A 13828-nucleotide genomic window follows, 5' to 3' on the forward strand; every position below is an offset into this window, starting at 1 on the left:
CGTGTTGGGGGCCTATTCCCGAACGCGGATCACCCATTCCAGTGGCGTCCAGATGGCGTGACTCGGTGTTCTGACGTGCAATGCTCGACTCATGCACGGCGATGACACGCCACCGGTGCCGCGGCAGCCGTTGGTGTTGCGTGGTCCGATCGGCCGCCCGGCACGCCCACCGGGGCTGATCGTGGCAGGGGCGTCGGTGCTGTTGTGCACGGGATTCGTGTTCGCCCTGCTGGATTGGTGGCCGGGCCACGGGCACACCGTCGATACCTTCACCAATTCGATGATCGTCCTGGCCTTCGGGGTGTTGTTGGTCGTCGTCGGCCTGGTGTGGGCGATCAAGTCCGCATACGTGATCGGGCGGGACCGGCGGTGGTCGTGGTGGATCGCGGCTGCTCCGATCGTCGTGGTCGCCGCGACCGGAGTCGCTGCGGTGATTCCGTCACCGTCGTTCCAGGCCGCGCGCAGCGACTTCGATCTCGCCGCCCGGACGGTGCTGTCCTCACCGGATCCGGCCGTGTTGGATGTGCAGGTCGGGCCCTACACGATGTCCGGGATCTTCCGACGCGACAACGCGGTGTACTTCTACGACGCCGACCAGAGCTTCCTGACCACCTTCGGCGGCTGGATCTACTCGCCGGCAGGACCCCCTCCGGACCGTTCGGGAATCGAGCAGTTCGACACGATCCACCTCGACGGCCCGTGGTACGAGTTCACGGCGGTATGGCGCGAATGAACCGGACTCGCACACGCCTGCCGGGGCCGGCACGTGGTTCGTCGACATCGAAGCCGACTGTGGAAGGCGCCCGGCAGTTCCGGGAAGGGTGCTGGTGATCGATCCGGACCTATGAGCTGCGCTCGAACTCGTACCAGGGACCTCCGAGATGCTCGATCGACCCGACATGCTGCTGGCCGTCCGGGTAGCCCTCCGGTGAGTAGATCCACCCGTGAGTGGTGCCGAACGAATCGTCGGACTCGATGAAGTAGACGGCCCCATCGAGTTGTTCGACACGCGAGATGTCGAGTCCACCGACCTCCACACCACTTCTGACGCCGTCGGGTTCGGTAAGGACCTCACGCGCGATCGCCTCGAGTTGGGGCCGGGCTTCGTCGAACCCCGGGCGGGGAAACAACACCACGACAAGCAGGGCGCCCAGGACGACCACCGGCGCCGCAGCCAGTCCACCAGGACCAGGATCGGGTACCTCGAAGGGAGGACCACACACGCAAAGCCCACACCAGACCGGCCACACCCAACAGGAAAAGCGCGGGCATCGCGATGAAAATCTGGTGATCGTAATCCAGATCGCCCCCGACCGCCGGCCACCCGTAGTACATGCCCAGCAGCACGCTCAGGGACAGGACTGTCAAGTCCCGAGTTTTGTTGAGGCTGAGCGTGTGTTCAGTTCTCAGGCCGCAGAAGCGGCTGGCGGTTGTGCGTAGTGGGCGGTCTCGACCTCGGCCGGAGTCCGATAGTCGAGCATGCCGTGGACCCGTTCGGTATTGAACCAATGCACCCACTGCGCCGTAGCGGCCTCGACGTCCTCCCGACCGGCCCAGGGACCGTCGAGGAAGATCAACTCGGCCTTGTACAGCGAGTTCAGCGCCTCCGCCATCGCGTTGTCATAGGAGTCGCCCTTCGATCCGACGGAGGCGACCGCCGCGGCCTGATCCAGAGTCTGGGCGTAGCGCAGTGCTCGGTATTGCACGCCGCGATCGCTGTGATGGACCAGGCCGGTGACGTCGTGGCCTGCACGGCGCCGTGCCCACAGGCCCATCTTCAACGCGTCGAGAGCCAGATCGGTGTACATCCGCGTCGAGGTCTGCCAACCAACAATCATGCGAGAGAACACATCCAGGACGAACGCGACGTAGACCCACCCGGACTGCGTGCGCACATACGTCAGATCGGCCACCCACAACTGGTTCGGCGCAGTGGCCGTGAAATCCCGCTCGACGAGGTCCCCAGGCCGATCGGTTTCCGGTGCCGGCTTCGTCGTCCGTGGCCATTTTCCGCGCACGGTGCCGCGGACACCGAGTTCGCGGCAGAGCCGCTCGATGGTGCAGCGGGCCACCTCGCGGCCCTCCCGGACCAGCTGGGCGTGAATCTTGCGGATCCCGTAGACCCGCATCCGTGGGTGGGAGTGGATGCGCATGATGTGTTCTTTGAGGACGGCATCGCGGCGTGCACGGGCGCTGGGTTCGCGACCGATGAAGGCGTAGTAGGTGCCCGGGGCGATCTTGACCTCGGTGTTCTCCGACAGAACGCGACAGATCGGTTCGATCCCCCAGCGGTGTTTGTGTTCGTCGATGAACGCGACGATCACTTCAGTCGGCGGTCGAACTCCGCCTTCGCGAAAAAAGCTGTGGCAGAACGTAATATTTCCATCGACTGACGTAGTTCGCGGTTCTCTTTCTCCAGGCGGCGGATGCGTGCTTCCGCATCGACGGGCTCGGTCGGGAGTTCGGCGTCTTCGGCCTTGCGCACCCAGGTCCGCAAGGCCTCCTTGTGGACGCCGGTCTGCTCGGCGATCCGGTTGATGGCGCCGGTGCGGGTATCGGGGTCGCGGCGGGCTTCGACGGCGAGTCGGGTCGCTCGCTCGCGCAGTTCCTGTGGGTATTTGTAGTTCGCCATGGTGAGTCTGGGGTGATCCTTCCGGGATATCTGGCTCACCCTCAATGAAACCAGGGACGATTCAGACCGTTGCGAGGAGCAGACACACCTCGACCGCGACAGTTCTCACCCCTGCACTACGAGCTGTGAACCGGGCCTGCGCGTTCGCGTCTTTCATTGCATCACCGTACCGAGCCCGACGGGATGTGCGCCGGATCGAGCACGACACGGATACCCGTGACCCTTGCCGGGGATTCGGGAGGCGCACACGTCGGATCTCGCTGGACGTCGCCGGCCACGTGCAGGTCGGATCAGGTGAGCGCCGATATCGGCGCCCTGCACTCGAACCGGTGTGCCGCTCCGGACACGGGTGCGCACACAGACCGCGAGCTCGGCCGTGCCAACGACGCAGATCGCCTGGGGTACGCGAGGGGGACGACCCGGTAGAACTGGGGAAAGGCGAGGGACGGAGCCCGGGGATGGATTTGGCGGAATTGATCATTGTGGAGATGCGTGCCGTCGACGATTGGGTGTCGGTCGCCGATGCCCTGAAGGTGATGGGGACATCGTCGTTTGTCGCCGACCGGGACGACGTGCGCCGTGTGCTCGACTGTGTCGATACCAGCGATCGGCTTCGGCTGGGTCGGGTGACCGGCCGGTTCGAGGAAATCTCGAAGCCGTTGCCGATCACGGCACTGTTGGAGAGCATCTTCGACGAGGATGATCCCGGCGATCGGACAGGAGCGATGATGGGCCTGTTCATCGACCAGGTCCGCTCTGCTGATGAGCAGGCGAAGGAAGCTGCCGCGCGGCAGGGCCGCACCCCTCACGGCGGTGCGCTGCTGCCGCCGGGTTGGACGGTGCTCGACGACCAGCAGCTCCTCTGGGAGCGGTTCACCGACGCGTTCGGTTTCCGGCCCGGTGGGCGGGAGCCGACGCGGCCGGTGATCGTCGAGCCGGCGCCGTCGATCACCGTCGATCTCACCGTGCCCGATGATCGGGTGGGGGTGTGGCGCAGCCGCGTCGATGCGGTCAACGCCGAGGCGTTGCGGTGTTTCGTCGCCGAGTTCGCCGAGGATCCGATGTGGGTGGTGTTGGTCCGGCAGGACTTTTGTTATCGGCTCGATGCGGCCGTGCACGCGGCCACCCGTCATCCCGATTGGCGGGGGTCGGCGTACCCCCAAGGTGACTATTCGATTTTTCTGCGTGAGGACTTCAGTGACGGTATCGTCGGGCATCCGTGGGAGCAGAGTCTGTGCGTGTTCGGGGAACGCCTCGTCGGGTCACTGGGCCGGACCTTGGCGACGTGGCTGCCCGTCATCCGAATCGATGGTCGACCCGTGGGATCTGTGTAGCTGCCGCGACCAGCACTGGTTCGTCGGTCAGGGCTGGTGGGGTTCGACGCGGGTGGCACAGTAGCGGTAGCCGTCCTGGTCGGTGACCTGCTTCCAAGACACGATCACCGTGGCCCCTGGCTCTAGGGTCTGGAATCCGTCGACGGCGAGGTGGCTGAAGTGCGCCCAGCATCCGCCGGGGGTGTGCGGCGAGTCGATCACACCCCACCCTTCGTCGTCGTTCCACATGCGCACGACGCCGGTCGTCTGCCCATCGAATGCCGCTGCGGGCGAGACCTGTTCGGGTGCTGCGACGGTGAGTGTGTCGGCGGTGCCGTCGGCGCGGATCGTCCACAGTCCGGTGCGGAACACGTGCCGGTCGCGGGTGGCGGGTTGTTGTCCGGCGGGCCAGGCTCGGGTGCATTCGTAGGCGTAACCCGAGGTCGGGTTCTCCAGCCGATGCCACTCGAAGTCGACCGGCTCGCCGGGGGTCAGGGCGGGAAATCCGTCGACTGCGACCGCGGCGAAGCGTACGAGGCAGCCGCCGGGCACGTCGTCCCCGTCGATCACTCCGTGCATGCGTTCGAGGTCCCAGCTGCGAACCACTCCTCGGCTCACCATCGGTTCAGTATGACCGGTGGTGAGGCATAGTTTGACGTGCGCTTTTGCCAGGGGATCAAGGTCTGGGGAAGGCCGTGAGATGACCCGGAATTTCGCGGGACTCCACCTGCCAGGGGAGGTTTTCGGTGTCGGCTCCTGAAAACCGGCTAGGGAGGTACCCCGCAAGGGATCATGGGTTCATGCACGTCGATCGCCTCACGCTCCCGGTATCGAACGTGGTGATGCAGTACCGCGAGGACGGGAAGTACCTGATCGCACGCGAAGAGAGACTTCCCGAACTGTATGAAGCCGAACGCCGCGGTCTGTCGATCTGGACCGAGCCGAACTACAAGGCGATGACCGCGTTCGAAGAAGAGTTCGCCGGCGATGTTCCTCACCCCACCTGGTGGGTGATTTCGGGGACGGCCGACCCCGACACCGAGATTCAGGTGACCTTTGCTGACGACCATGTGATGGGGCCGTTCAGGCCGGCACTGGCGGCCGGGTCGGAGGCACGGGTGTATCGCCTCGGCGAGCTCTGGGGATGTGAATGGGTCAGTTTGCCAACGACCATCTATATCCATCGGAGTGACGATCTTAGGGTCCCGCGAATCAAGTTCAGAAGGCCGAACTTCCTTCCACCGGCTCCCCACCCCGAGGTGGAAGTGGGCGAAGGTTGTTGAGCCAACAGCGGCGAATCGTTGCAGCTCGCGATTGTCCTGGATCCGTCCTCGGCGGCGACTGCACTCGGCCTGTCGGCCCGGTGTGCGGGGAAATCAGGGTCTCGGCCGGGCACTCGACCGGGCAGTAAGAGAGTGTTTCCGATGTGTGCTCTTGCCGGGCGGGTCGCGGTCATGCGCAGCTGTTTCAGGTGGTGCATGATCCTGTGATGATCGTGATCCGTGTGGGCTGGATCGTGCTGGCAGTTGTCACTGTGTTCCTCGGTATCGGGGCAGCCACCAGCCCGATGCTGCAAATCGCGGAGTGCGAAATCGGTGTGCATTCGCGGGAGGTCCCGAATCTCGAGGCCTGTCATGCCTCGATCCGAAGTTACTTCGGGACGGCGGTCTGGCCTGTTCTTGCGGTGCCGGTGATGGTGTGTCTGATACCGGTGTTCGTGCCGCGGCAGCGTGTTGCCTGGTTGGCCACCGCCGCCCTGTTCGCTTTTTCCGTCGTAGGTTTTGCGCGCTCGTCTTCTCGTCGAAGCCGACACGGGCTGATCTGTTCGGCTTTTCTGGCCGGTCGTGTTCCTGGCGGCACTGGTGACCGGCCTTGCGCAGGTAGTGAACCTTCGTCGCAATGGCCGCGGCCCTCTACAACCTGCGCCGTAGGAGTGAGCCGCCTCGGTGCGGTGCACGAGATATCCCACGCCGCCGAGCCGCTCACCGGCACTGTCGAGCTGGAAGCCGGTGTCCCAACGGACAACGTGGCCGTTGTGCAGCATGCTCCAGTCGAAGCGTTGCCGCTGCTCGATGAACAGTTCCCGATCGGTGGGGTCGAACACTGCACGGCGATGACAGCGAGCGTAGGCATGATGGGGTGGTGACGACGTTGCGGATCGTTGTTCCCGAGGACTTGATCATGGACGGGGTGGTCGACATTCCTCGCATCGGGGACCGCGTCGACTACACGCTGCAGTTCCACGAAGCACGGGCGTGGATCCATCCGGAGATGTCGAACGAGGTCACCGCACGCGTCGAGCAGTTGAACAACGGCCGGTGTTCGGCGGACTGGGTCGACCCCGACGGCCGCATCCGTGCCGGTTCCTACTCGATGCTGCTGCATGGTGACCGCTGGTGCGCGTATTTCCTGTCGAGCCGTCTCTACGCGGGCACCGCCCAGTGTGCCGGGTGGTTCGAGGCCGACTGGCCGGGAGTGCTTCCGGCCGAGGCACAGGTCGCCGGCACGGTGACTCGATGCCGCTTGATCACCCGCGTGAGCGTTCCCGATGCCGACGGCCGACACACCCAGGGATGGACCGACACGCTCGGACCCGTGCGGGACGGGCAGACCGGCTTTCGGCTCGGGTTGGTACCTGCCACCACTGTTCCTGCTGATCCACGGGGATGGCACAGCCCGATGATCCCGCCCCGGGACGGTCCGTGGACCCGTGAGGCCGGCGTCCTGGTGGACCTGGACGTCGGGCTGCCCCTCTGACGAAGCTATCGGCAGCTAGGCCGCAGGCGATCACCTCTGACACCGCGTGTCTGCTTCTGGAGACGGCGCGGATGTCGCTTAGTGTCGAATGATGACGGCGTGGATCGAGGTGCTCCGGGCATTGACGACCGGTCCTGATCTGCCTGTGCGGGGAACGATCCGCGCGGTGCACCCGGACGGGCACACCGAGCAATTCGTCTCCATCGGGCGCAAGCTTCGGGTGATGGCCGGTAATGGCCACCGTATCTGGCGTCACGGCGCACGCCTGCGCGTCGAACGCGAGGACGGCACCCCGGTCTTTGTCACCGACGGATCGGCCGCGTGGGATTTCACCCGCGATCCGCAACGGCCGCGGATCGGTCCGGTCGGCCAGGTGCAGTATCTGGGCACCAGTCAGTTCCTGCTGCAGCGGCGCAGCGCGGCCGAATGGTCCGGTGACGACTTCGCCCAACCGACCGGCCCGGTCGAGGAGGTCGAGTTCGCGGGCCGGCGCTGCTGGACGGTGGAGTTGGCACCGCCGCCGCACAAGCCGTACCCGATGCAGATCTGGGTGGACATCGAGACCGGGCAGATGCTGGGCGAACATATCGAGCAGGCGGGGTTGGGCGCGCACTTCGTCGACCTCGTCGTCGGCAAACCCGTCGACGACACTTTGTTCGGGTGGGACGGGCCGGTACTCACCGCCGAACAGGAACAGCAGATGTACCGCGAACGCCAGTTCGCTCTCGAACGCGACCAACAACACTGGTTCACCACCGCGGTCACCGAGGTGCCGCTCCGCACGCGGGTGCCGATGGATTTCACCCCCGATCGGGTACCGTCCCATGATCCGCAAACGGGGGCGTTCGACGCGGGAAACGACCTGACGATGCTCTCGCGTCGGCCCCGCAGCGCCGAGGGGTGGGAACCGTCGTGGGGCGCACTGTTCTACGTCTGGTCGACTCCCGCCTGGGACTGGGCAGCCGGGGTGATCCACGGCGACCTCAACGACGACACCATCGCCGATCTTCACCGCATGCTTCACCCCGACGAACCCGTCGACCGGCAACGCCGCATCGACAAGGGCCCACGATCCCAGCGACATCGTAGATAACCCCACGACATGCTCCGCCCGCTCGAAAGGCCTCGAGCTATGCGGTGCATAGCCGTGCAGCAATATCGAGTTCGACGAGTGTGCCGACCGGATCGAGCAGATACACGCCTTTCTTGGTGGCCACCCACACCCTTTTCTGCTCGTCGATCGTCACCGCTGGCTCCGGATCGTCGATCGCCGCCGCGACGACCCGGTGGGTGGCGGGATCGAGCAGCACCAGCAGCCACCGCCCGTGCTCGCGGGCCGGCACCTCGTCCGAACCGTCGAACGGCCACCAGCCGGTCTTGCCGGTGCCGTCGGGACGGTGGGTGGTCATCCACAGATACCCACCGGCTCCACCGAACGTCAGCGGCCGAGCCGGGAGAGCGGGCACAGGCGTGCTCGTCAGATCCACACCGATCGACACCGCCACACCGCGGCGATCGTAGATGGCCATCCGGTCACCGACAGAGGCGATACGAACAGGAAACGACAACGGCATCTGCGGTCCGTCGGTGACCGTGCCGTCGAGATCGATGCGCACCATACGATAGATCCGCGGGAATGGCGCCGCGCAATCCTCGGGCACGGCCGGCACCACCGCCACGAACCCTTCCGAGGTAGCCGCCACCCATCGTGCGGTCGGCAACTCCACCCTCAGCGGTTCGGTGCCGGGACGCAGCACAAACACGCCCTCGCCCGCAGCGAGCAGCACCGAGCCACAGGCCGCGGCCGCTGCCATTCGGTGGCCCACATCGATTCGGTGCACCTCGAGGGCTCCGGCCATTGCGAGGGTGCAGCGCAGCACCGCCTGCTCGGCGACGACCCAGCATCCCGACGCGTCGGCAACTACCCGCCCCCGTGGCGGCGAAAAGGCCGTGGTGGCGATGGAGAGGGGCAGAAGATGCTCGGTCACTGCCACGGCCCCGGCCGGGTCGTCGATCTGCAGCAGGACCGGCAGTTGCCGGTCGAGCACCCACAACACCCGGCCGCCGCTGCTGATGACACCGGGACGCACCCGCGGCCGCAACGGAGCCGGTTCGGCGGCATCGAGATCCAGCTCGATCAGCACCCCCAGCTGACGCTCGACAGGATGGTCGGCGTGCGCGGGGTCCGGTGGGTCGGGGCGCTCGAACCACCGCGGCGACGCCTCGATATCGGTGTACCGGATGTCTTCGTCCGCCACCGCTGCCCAACTCCGGGTGTGGGGATCGAAGGTGGTCTCGCCGGTCATCAACTGCACCCGCCGCACCAACCCGCGGGCGGTGCCGCTGCCGAGATCGGTATGGGCGAAGAACATCCCGGTGACCTCGACATGATCGATCAGCGGCCGCGGGGTTCGGCACACTGCGCTCCAGCCGTCGCCGCGCAGCATGATCGTCCACCACCACTGCCCGTCGCGGTCGACGATTGGGGCTGTGTCTGCCTGGATCGGTTGCGCCCAGGCTCGCACCGTGCAGGTCCGTGGATCGGCCGGATCCGGTGTGTACTGGTGGAACTGCAACGCCACCGACACTGTGTTCCCCACCTTCGGGGGCACGATCGATCCGTCCTCGATCACCCACCCGTCGACCACCACTGTCAACAGACGCCGCGGCGTAGGAACAACCGAGGATGCTTCCACTCGTTCAGATCGGGTGTCTTCGTTGTCGGACGACATGACCATCTCCGTGCACTAGACAAGGTCCGAGAGGCGACGCTCTCGGGCACGGAGTCACCGTGCACCTACTCTAACCGCGACGGACACGCCAGTTCACAAACCCGCCCGAGTCCGCAGAGCTCATCGTGTGGCATCCGTCTGTCAGGGCGCACCCGTCTGCCCGGGCGAACAGCGCCCGGTGCGCGCCGAGGTTCTCGGGTCGGAGCAGGGTGTGGACCTCGATCGGCGCGGGGCGTCCGGATGCCCGGATCCGTTGAGGGTCGTCTGCTCTGGTCGTGACCGGTATCTCGAGCCCCTTCTTTCTGCCGGTTCAGTCCTGCAGGTCCGGATACCTGGTCGATGCCTGCGCGTGCTCGGTGGTGCCGGCGGCGTACAGGTGCGAGAAGAATCCCTCGAAATGCAGCCCCGCGTCGTGGTGGGCGTGGACGAGGTGGTCCCCGAGCTGATTTTCATCGCCTGCGCCGCGGATCCCGATGCGGATGTGCCACAACTCGTCATCCGAAGTCAACGGGTGCGGGCGGTGCTGGGCGTTGGCTCGGGCATCGTCCATCACCCTGGGATCGGTGATCCGGTGGGGGTCGCTGATCTGCCAGCGCCCGATAGGTGCAAGAAGGTCGGTCAGCACTGCTCGGAGGGCGACGAGGTAGCCGACTACATCGGCGGTCAAGACGTGCAGGGTGTACTCGAGCAGGTCGTCGGGGTGGAACAGATTCGGGGGATCCGGTTCGGCATCCCAGACGCTGCCACGGTAGATGCCGATTCCGCCGACCGGCGGAAGGTCGGTGGCGCTGGTGTCGATCAGACACAGCATGGGATGGCCGTACAAGCCGGCCAGGCGTGCCTGTCGGGCGAAATCGTCGAGAAGCACATGCGCGGTGCGGGAATCGAGACCGAGCAGAGTGTCGAATCCGGCGATCGCCAGGACCGTGCCCGTGGTGGCGGGGTCACTGCCGAACAGATAGGCGCCCACATCGGCGAACACATCCGCGAGCGCGTTGAGACTTCCGCCATAAGAACGGCGGTAGGACAAGGTATCGGCGAGGGCGTCGTACATGTCCTCGACCGAGGTCCACGGGTGCGCATCGATGCGGTGCACGAGATATCCCACGCCGCCGAGCCGATCACACGCACTGTCGAGCTCGAAGCCGGTGTCGTAACGGAAGGCATGGCCGTTCTGCAGCAGGCTCCAATCGAAACGTTGCCGCTGCTTGCTGAACAATTCACGATCGGTGGGGTCGAACACTGCACGGCGCACCATGACCGTGAGCGTAGAGGCCGGCGTCCTCGTAGACCCGGACGTAGGGCTGTCCGCTGACGAAACCCTCGACAGCTAACGCATGCCTGGCACATGACCACCCCGGGGAGAACGTCGTCCACCCTGTCCTCACGTCGCTGCCACAGACCGCTCGCGGGAGTTGCCCGGCGCGGGGCGGCCTTGCAGCGCAGCCGCGACCGCTCCCAGGGCTGCCAGCAGAACAGCGAAGAGCAGCGATCCCCACAGGGAAGTCCAGTTCGCCAACCCGGCGATGGCCACACCAACAAGCACGGCGACAATCAGCCAGGAAACCCACCTGCGCATGGCCAATGCCGCCACCACGGGCGGGAGCACGAGCAACAGTCCCAGGCCGACCAGAGGCCAGATCCCCAGCACGTCGACCAGGCGGTCTTCACACCGGAACCAGGACTGGCTTTCACCGATCTTCGAGCACGACAACGACACCTCGGCCATCGACCACGAGATCCCCACCCACACCGTGAAAGCCAACGCGACCAATGCCGAAACCCACCACACTGCTCTGGACACATCCGCAGCCTAGCCCGGCACATATCCCGCGAAGGGATGTCGAGCAGTCTCACTGAATCGCGGCGAACGAGGTCGCGAACTCGAGGAAGATCGTGACCTCCGTTCCTTGGAGTTCCTCGGACGGGGTACTCCGAGGTCGGCGTAACCGGTCACCGGTCAGCGTGGTCGCACAGTGTGCCGACCGGGCAGATCGTCGCGTCGCCGTGCGGATCGATCCAGACCGCCTCTGCCGACCGTAGTCGGGGAACAAGCAGATGACTGCCGTGGCTGGGCCATTGCACGAACTCGTATCCCGCGAGGTTGTCCTGAACGACTTCTGCGATCCAGGCGGCGGCTTCACCGAATGAGGCGTCCATGGTCAACCCTCCACCGGTGTTGAACCCGCCGATCCCCCGAATGCTCTGCCAGCCGACGAAGACGTAGTAGTCGCCGTTGATCGTCAAGTCCCACACCAGCTTGTTCGTGTCCACGTACCGTCCGTATCGAAGGCAACGCAGATCTCGGCCGACGGCGGCCAGAGCCTTGACCCACGGGCCAGGGGATCGACAGTGGGCCCCTCGGTCGGTCCGGGTTCGCTGTCGACTACAGGGATGCGCCATATCAAGCTGTCTTCGTTCCGCGGGTCCACACGGGGCATGATCGACATCATTCCGGTCCGGGGAGTTGGAGCCGACTACTGTCCCAGAGGGAGGCAGCGCCGAGCAACACGCTTCTCCATCGGGGAGCCGGCGACACTGGGAGGTAAGGATGCGCAGGGCCGCATATCTGATGGGTGCTGCACTCCTTGCCGGGGCGGCAGCGATGATGGGTGGTGCGGTGGCTATGCAGCACAGTCCTGTTGACACCCCCAATCCGGCCGAGGAAGGTACCACCATGACCAGTTCGAACGATCCTTTCCCGAACGATGAGGCCGAGCTCGAGGACGACTACGACCTCTCACTCGAGGATCCGGTCATCGAGGACGGTGAACCCACCACCTGGGAAGAGCTTGCTCGCGACGCCGCGGTCGGTCAGTACCCGGACGGTCCGCCACCCGCCGTGGGTGGGCAGGTGATCTTCGGTGGGGACTCGATCGGTGTCATCCAAGGGGACAACGAAGCGCCTCGATAGGTGTGTGTGACCAGTGTGCATCGGGAGCGTCGGCCCGGGGGTCTGCACAACACATGAGGGTGCGGCCCGATAAAAGGGGCCTTGCCGGGGTGTGCAGCGTCGAAATGGGGCGAGACGTCAGGATATCGATGCCGATCGAGCCAGGCTCAGTCTCGAGGCTGCCCATGCCTCCAGGACAGCAGCACGTTCCGCAGGAGGGCTGCTCCGGCAAGCGGTCGACCACGTGGGCGAGAAATAGACATGTACGTCACTCGATTCGTGTGAAATCGACCCAGCCGCCCTCGCCGCCGGGAGTATCGGATCGCGGGTACGGATAGGGAGCCGGACCCCGTGACGGTGCTCGAAACGGCGCCAATGTGTGGGTGACGGATCCGAGCGTCAACGTCAGCAGCTGTGGGGTGCTCGTCCATTCGCACAGCACCAGTGGACCGAGGCGGTGCACCGGGACGACGGTGCCGTCGGCGAGCTGAGCTGCTGCCGCTGTCGGTGTGTTCAGCGCGCCGATCACCAGCCACCATGTCGGGTCGGGGCTGTCTCCGGGCCAGACCTGCTGTTTGATCTCGTGCGGGAAACTCTCCGGATCGGTGGTGTACATGACGGACACCGGCGACCAGTATTCGTTCTCGATCGTGGACGCGGGACCGCTGCGCTCCATGTCGTCCTCCCGCCATTGGATCGACAGGCCCGAACGCGGCAAGGTCAGGGTGTAGAACTCCATGCGTACACCTCCGACATGGGATCACGGCGTGCCGTTGTGCACACAGTAGACGACACTTCGCGTGCCGTCGCGCACCTCGATTTCTTCAATGCCCGCGTGGAGTATCCCGGCAGCAGGGCCGTCATTTCTGAAACGGTCAGCAAGGGACAGACCTTCTTCGAAGACCGTACGGTGGCCTCATGGGACGAAGGAGCGGACTGGTTGCAGCGTCATTGTCGATCGGGACGGTGGTCCTGACCGGTTGTGTATCCAATACCGAGAAGCCGGAGACCTTCCCCGCTACGGTGACCGTCGTCGGGAACGCGGAGCACGCCGACCCCCAGACCGGACAGTGCATCATCGCCGCCGTCCCGGTCGCACCGAACGACACGGTGTGGATACACGGCGAGAGCGCGGCCGCCTCGGCACGTTCTGTGCTGGAAGTCGACACCGTCGAACGCAACGCCGACGCTACGGGGGTCTGTACCTATGTAGCGCACTTCGACGCGGTCCCTGCGAATCAGCGCGGCTACACGATTACTGTGAACCGGTTCGAGTCGCCCTCTTTCCACGCGGGCGAGATCGAGGAGGGAGCGACGTTCTATCTACACGAGTTCCCCCCCGGCAGCGACCCGTCGGGCATCGGTGACGGCGACCGCGTGGGGACACCATGATCGGGTAGGAGCCAGGTCCGCACCGGCCCTACCGTGGTCAGTTTTCCCGTGCCGTCGACTCCCTCGGCGTCTACATCGCTGTGCTGCTCGATCGGCGATCCCGTGTGGG

The 13828-nt window shown here is 65.4% G+C and carries 16 protein-coding genes and 1 other annotated feature; of the genes, 8 read left to right on the plus strand and 8 right to left on the minus strand.

Going from position 1 to position 13828, the window contains the following annotated elements; genetic code table 11:
* Positions 1 to 91: 91 nt before the first annotated feature.
* Positions 92 to 733, plus strand: a complete 642-nt coding sequence (locus IM25_RS18115; RefSeq protein WP_052040149.1) for a hypothetical protein — start codon at positions 92 to 94, stop codon at positions 731 to 733.
* Between the two features lie 109 nt (positions 734 to 842).
* Here IM25_RS18115 and IM25_RS18120 read toward each other — a convergent pair whose 3' ends face one another.
* A complete protein-coding gene (locus IM25_RS18120; RefSeq protein WP_052040150.1) occupies positions 843 to 1163 on the minus strand; it encodes a hypothetical protein in 321 nt (106 codons plus the stop codon).
* A 243-nt stretch (positions 1164 to 1406) separates the two neighbouring features.
* Positions 1407 to 2632, minus strand: a protein-coding gene (locus IM25_RS18125) for an IS3 family transposase (protein WP_157126965.1) whose coding sequence is annotated in 2 segments (ribosomal slippage) — positions 1407 to 2350 and positions 2350 to 2632 — 1227 coding nt in all. Because the reading frame shifts where the segments join, the coding sequence is not laid out codon by codon here.
* Positions 2229 to 2363: a sequence feature (AL1L pseudoknot), on the minus strand. (Overlaps the previous gene by 135 nt.)
* Before the next feature lie 458 nt (positions 2633 to 3090).
* Between IM25_RS18125 and IM25_RS18135 the strand changes: the two genes are divergently transcribed.
* Positions 3091 to 3966, plus strand: coding sequence for a DUF2716 domain-containing protein (locus IM25_RS18135; RefSeq protein ID WP_232333357.1), 876 nt, complete (start codon positions 3091 to 3093; stop codon positions 3964 to 3966).
* Between the two features lie 27 nt (positions 3967 to 3993).
* Here IM25_RS18135 and IM25_RS27010 read toward each other — a convergent pair whose 3' ends face one another.
* Complete coding sequence (locus tag IM25_RS27010; RefSeq protein ID WP_232333358.1) at positions 3994 to 4566, minus strand: cold shock domain-containing protein; 573 nt, start codon at positions 4564 to 4566, stop codon at positions 3994 to 3996.
* Between the two features lie 179 nt (positions 4567 to 4745).
* Between IM25_RS27010 and IM25_RS18145 the strand changes: the two genes are divergently transcribed.
* From IM25_RS18145 to IM25_RS26500, 4 genes are all read left to right on the plus strand, one after another.
* The gene (locus tag IM25_RS18145; protein ID WP_033098370.1) at positions 4746 to 5228 is read left to right on the plus strand and encodes a hypothetical protein; all 483 of its coding nucleotides are present in this window, start codon (positions 4746 to 4748) and stop codon (positions 5226 to 5228) included.
* 206 nt (positions 5229 to 5434) lie between these two features.
* On the plus strand, positions 5435 to 6091 hold the full coding sequence (locus tag IM25_RS26125; protein ID WP_157126966.1) for a hypothetical protein: 657 nt from the start codon (positions 5435 to 5437) through the stop codon (positions 6089 to 6091).
* Complete coding sequence (locus IM25_RS18155; RefSeq protein ID WP_152640979.1) at positions 6088 to 6702, plus strand: hypothetical protein; 615 nt, start codon at positions 6088 to 6090, stop codon at positions 6700 to 6702. The genes IM25_RS26125 and IM25_RS18155 overlap by 4 nt, the downstream gene beginning before the upstream one ends.
* 91 nt (positions 6703 to 6793) lie before the next feature.
* A complete protein-coding gene (locus IM25_RS26500; RefSeq protein WP_033098373.1) occupies positions 6794 to 7795 on the plus strand; it encodes a hypothetical protein in 1002 nt (333 codons plus the stop codon).
* A gap of 37 nt (positions 7796 to 7832) precedes the next feature.
* Here IM25_RS26500 and IM25_RS18165 read toward each other — a convergent pair whose 3' ends face one another.
* The 4 genes from IM25_RS18165 to IM25_RS18180 all read right to left on the minus strand — a co-directional run bounded on the left by IM25_RS18165 (position 7833) and on the right by IM25_RS18180 (position 11708).
* Positions 7833 to 9350 carry a hypothetical protein gene (locus tag IM25_RS18165; RefSeq protein WP_157126967.1) on the minus strand — a complete coding sequence of 506 codons (1518 nt, stop codon included), beginning with the start codon at positions 9348 to 9350 and terminating at the stop codon, positions 7833 to 7835.
* A 394-nt stretch (positions 9351 to 9744) separates the two neighbouring features.
* Entirely contained in the window at positions 9745 to 10692 is a 948-nt protein-coding gene (locus IM25_RS18170; RefSeq protein WP_232333359.1) for a barstar family protein, read from the minus strand.
* A 126-nt stretch (positions 10693 to 10818) separates the two neighbouring features.
* Positions 10819 to 11238 (minus strand): ABC transporter permease, encoded by a 420-nt coding sequence (locus IM25_RS18175; RefSeq protein ID WP_065996225.1) that lies wholly within the window; start codon positions 11236 to 11238, stop codon positions 10819 to 10821.
* Positions 11239 to 11387: 149 nt separating this feature from the next.
* Positions 11388 to 11708, minus strand: a complete 321-nt coding sequence (locus IM25_RS18180) for a hypothetical protein (protein ID WP_232333360.1) — start codon at positions 11706 to 11708, stop codon at positions 11388 to 11390.
* 403 nt (positions 11709 to 12111) lie between these two features.
* Here IM25_RS18180 and IM25_RS18185 point away from each other — a divergent pair, with 403 nt between their 5' ends.
* The gene (locus tag IM25_RS18185) at positions 12112 to 12348 is read left to right on the plus strand and encodes a hypothetical protein (RefSeq protein ID WP_033098375.1); all 237 of its coding nucleotides are present in this window, start codon (positions 12112 to 12114) and stop codon (positions 12346 to 12348) included.
* Positions 12349 to 12595: 247 nt separating this feature from the next.
* On the opposite strand, the gene IM25_RS18190 is transcribed toward IM25_RS18185, so the two are convergent.
* Positions 12596 to 13066, minus strand: coding sequence for a hypothetical protein (locus IM25_RS18190; protein ID WP_033098376.1), 471 nt, complete (start codon positions 13064 to 13066; stop codon positions 12596 to 12598).
* A 284-nt stretch (positions 13067 to 13350) separates the two neighbouring features.
* Between IM25_RS18190 and IM25_RS18195 the strand changes: the two genes are divergently transcribed.
* Positions 13351 to 13719 (plus strand): hypothetical protein, encoded by a 369-nt coding sequence (locus IM25_RS18195; protein WP_052040152.1) that lies wholly within the window; start codon positions 13351 to 13353, stop codon positions 13717 to 13719.
* The last annotated feature ends 109 nt before the right edge of the window (positions 13720 to 13828 follow it).

Origin of the sequence: Rhodococcus sp. p52 (assembly GCF_000763325.2) — a bacterium.
Classification (GTDB): Bacteria; Actinomycetota; Actinomycetes; order Mycobacteriales; family Mycobacteriaceae; genus Rhodococcus; species Rhodococcus pyridinivorans.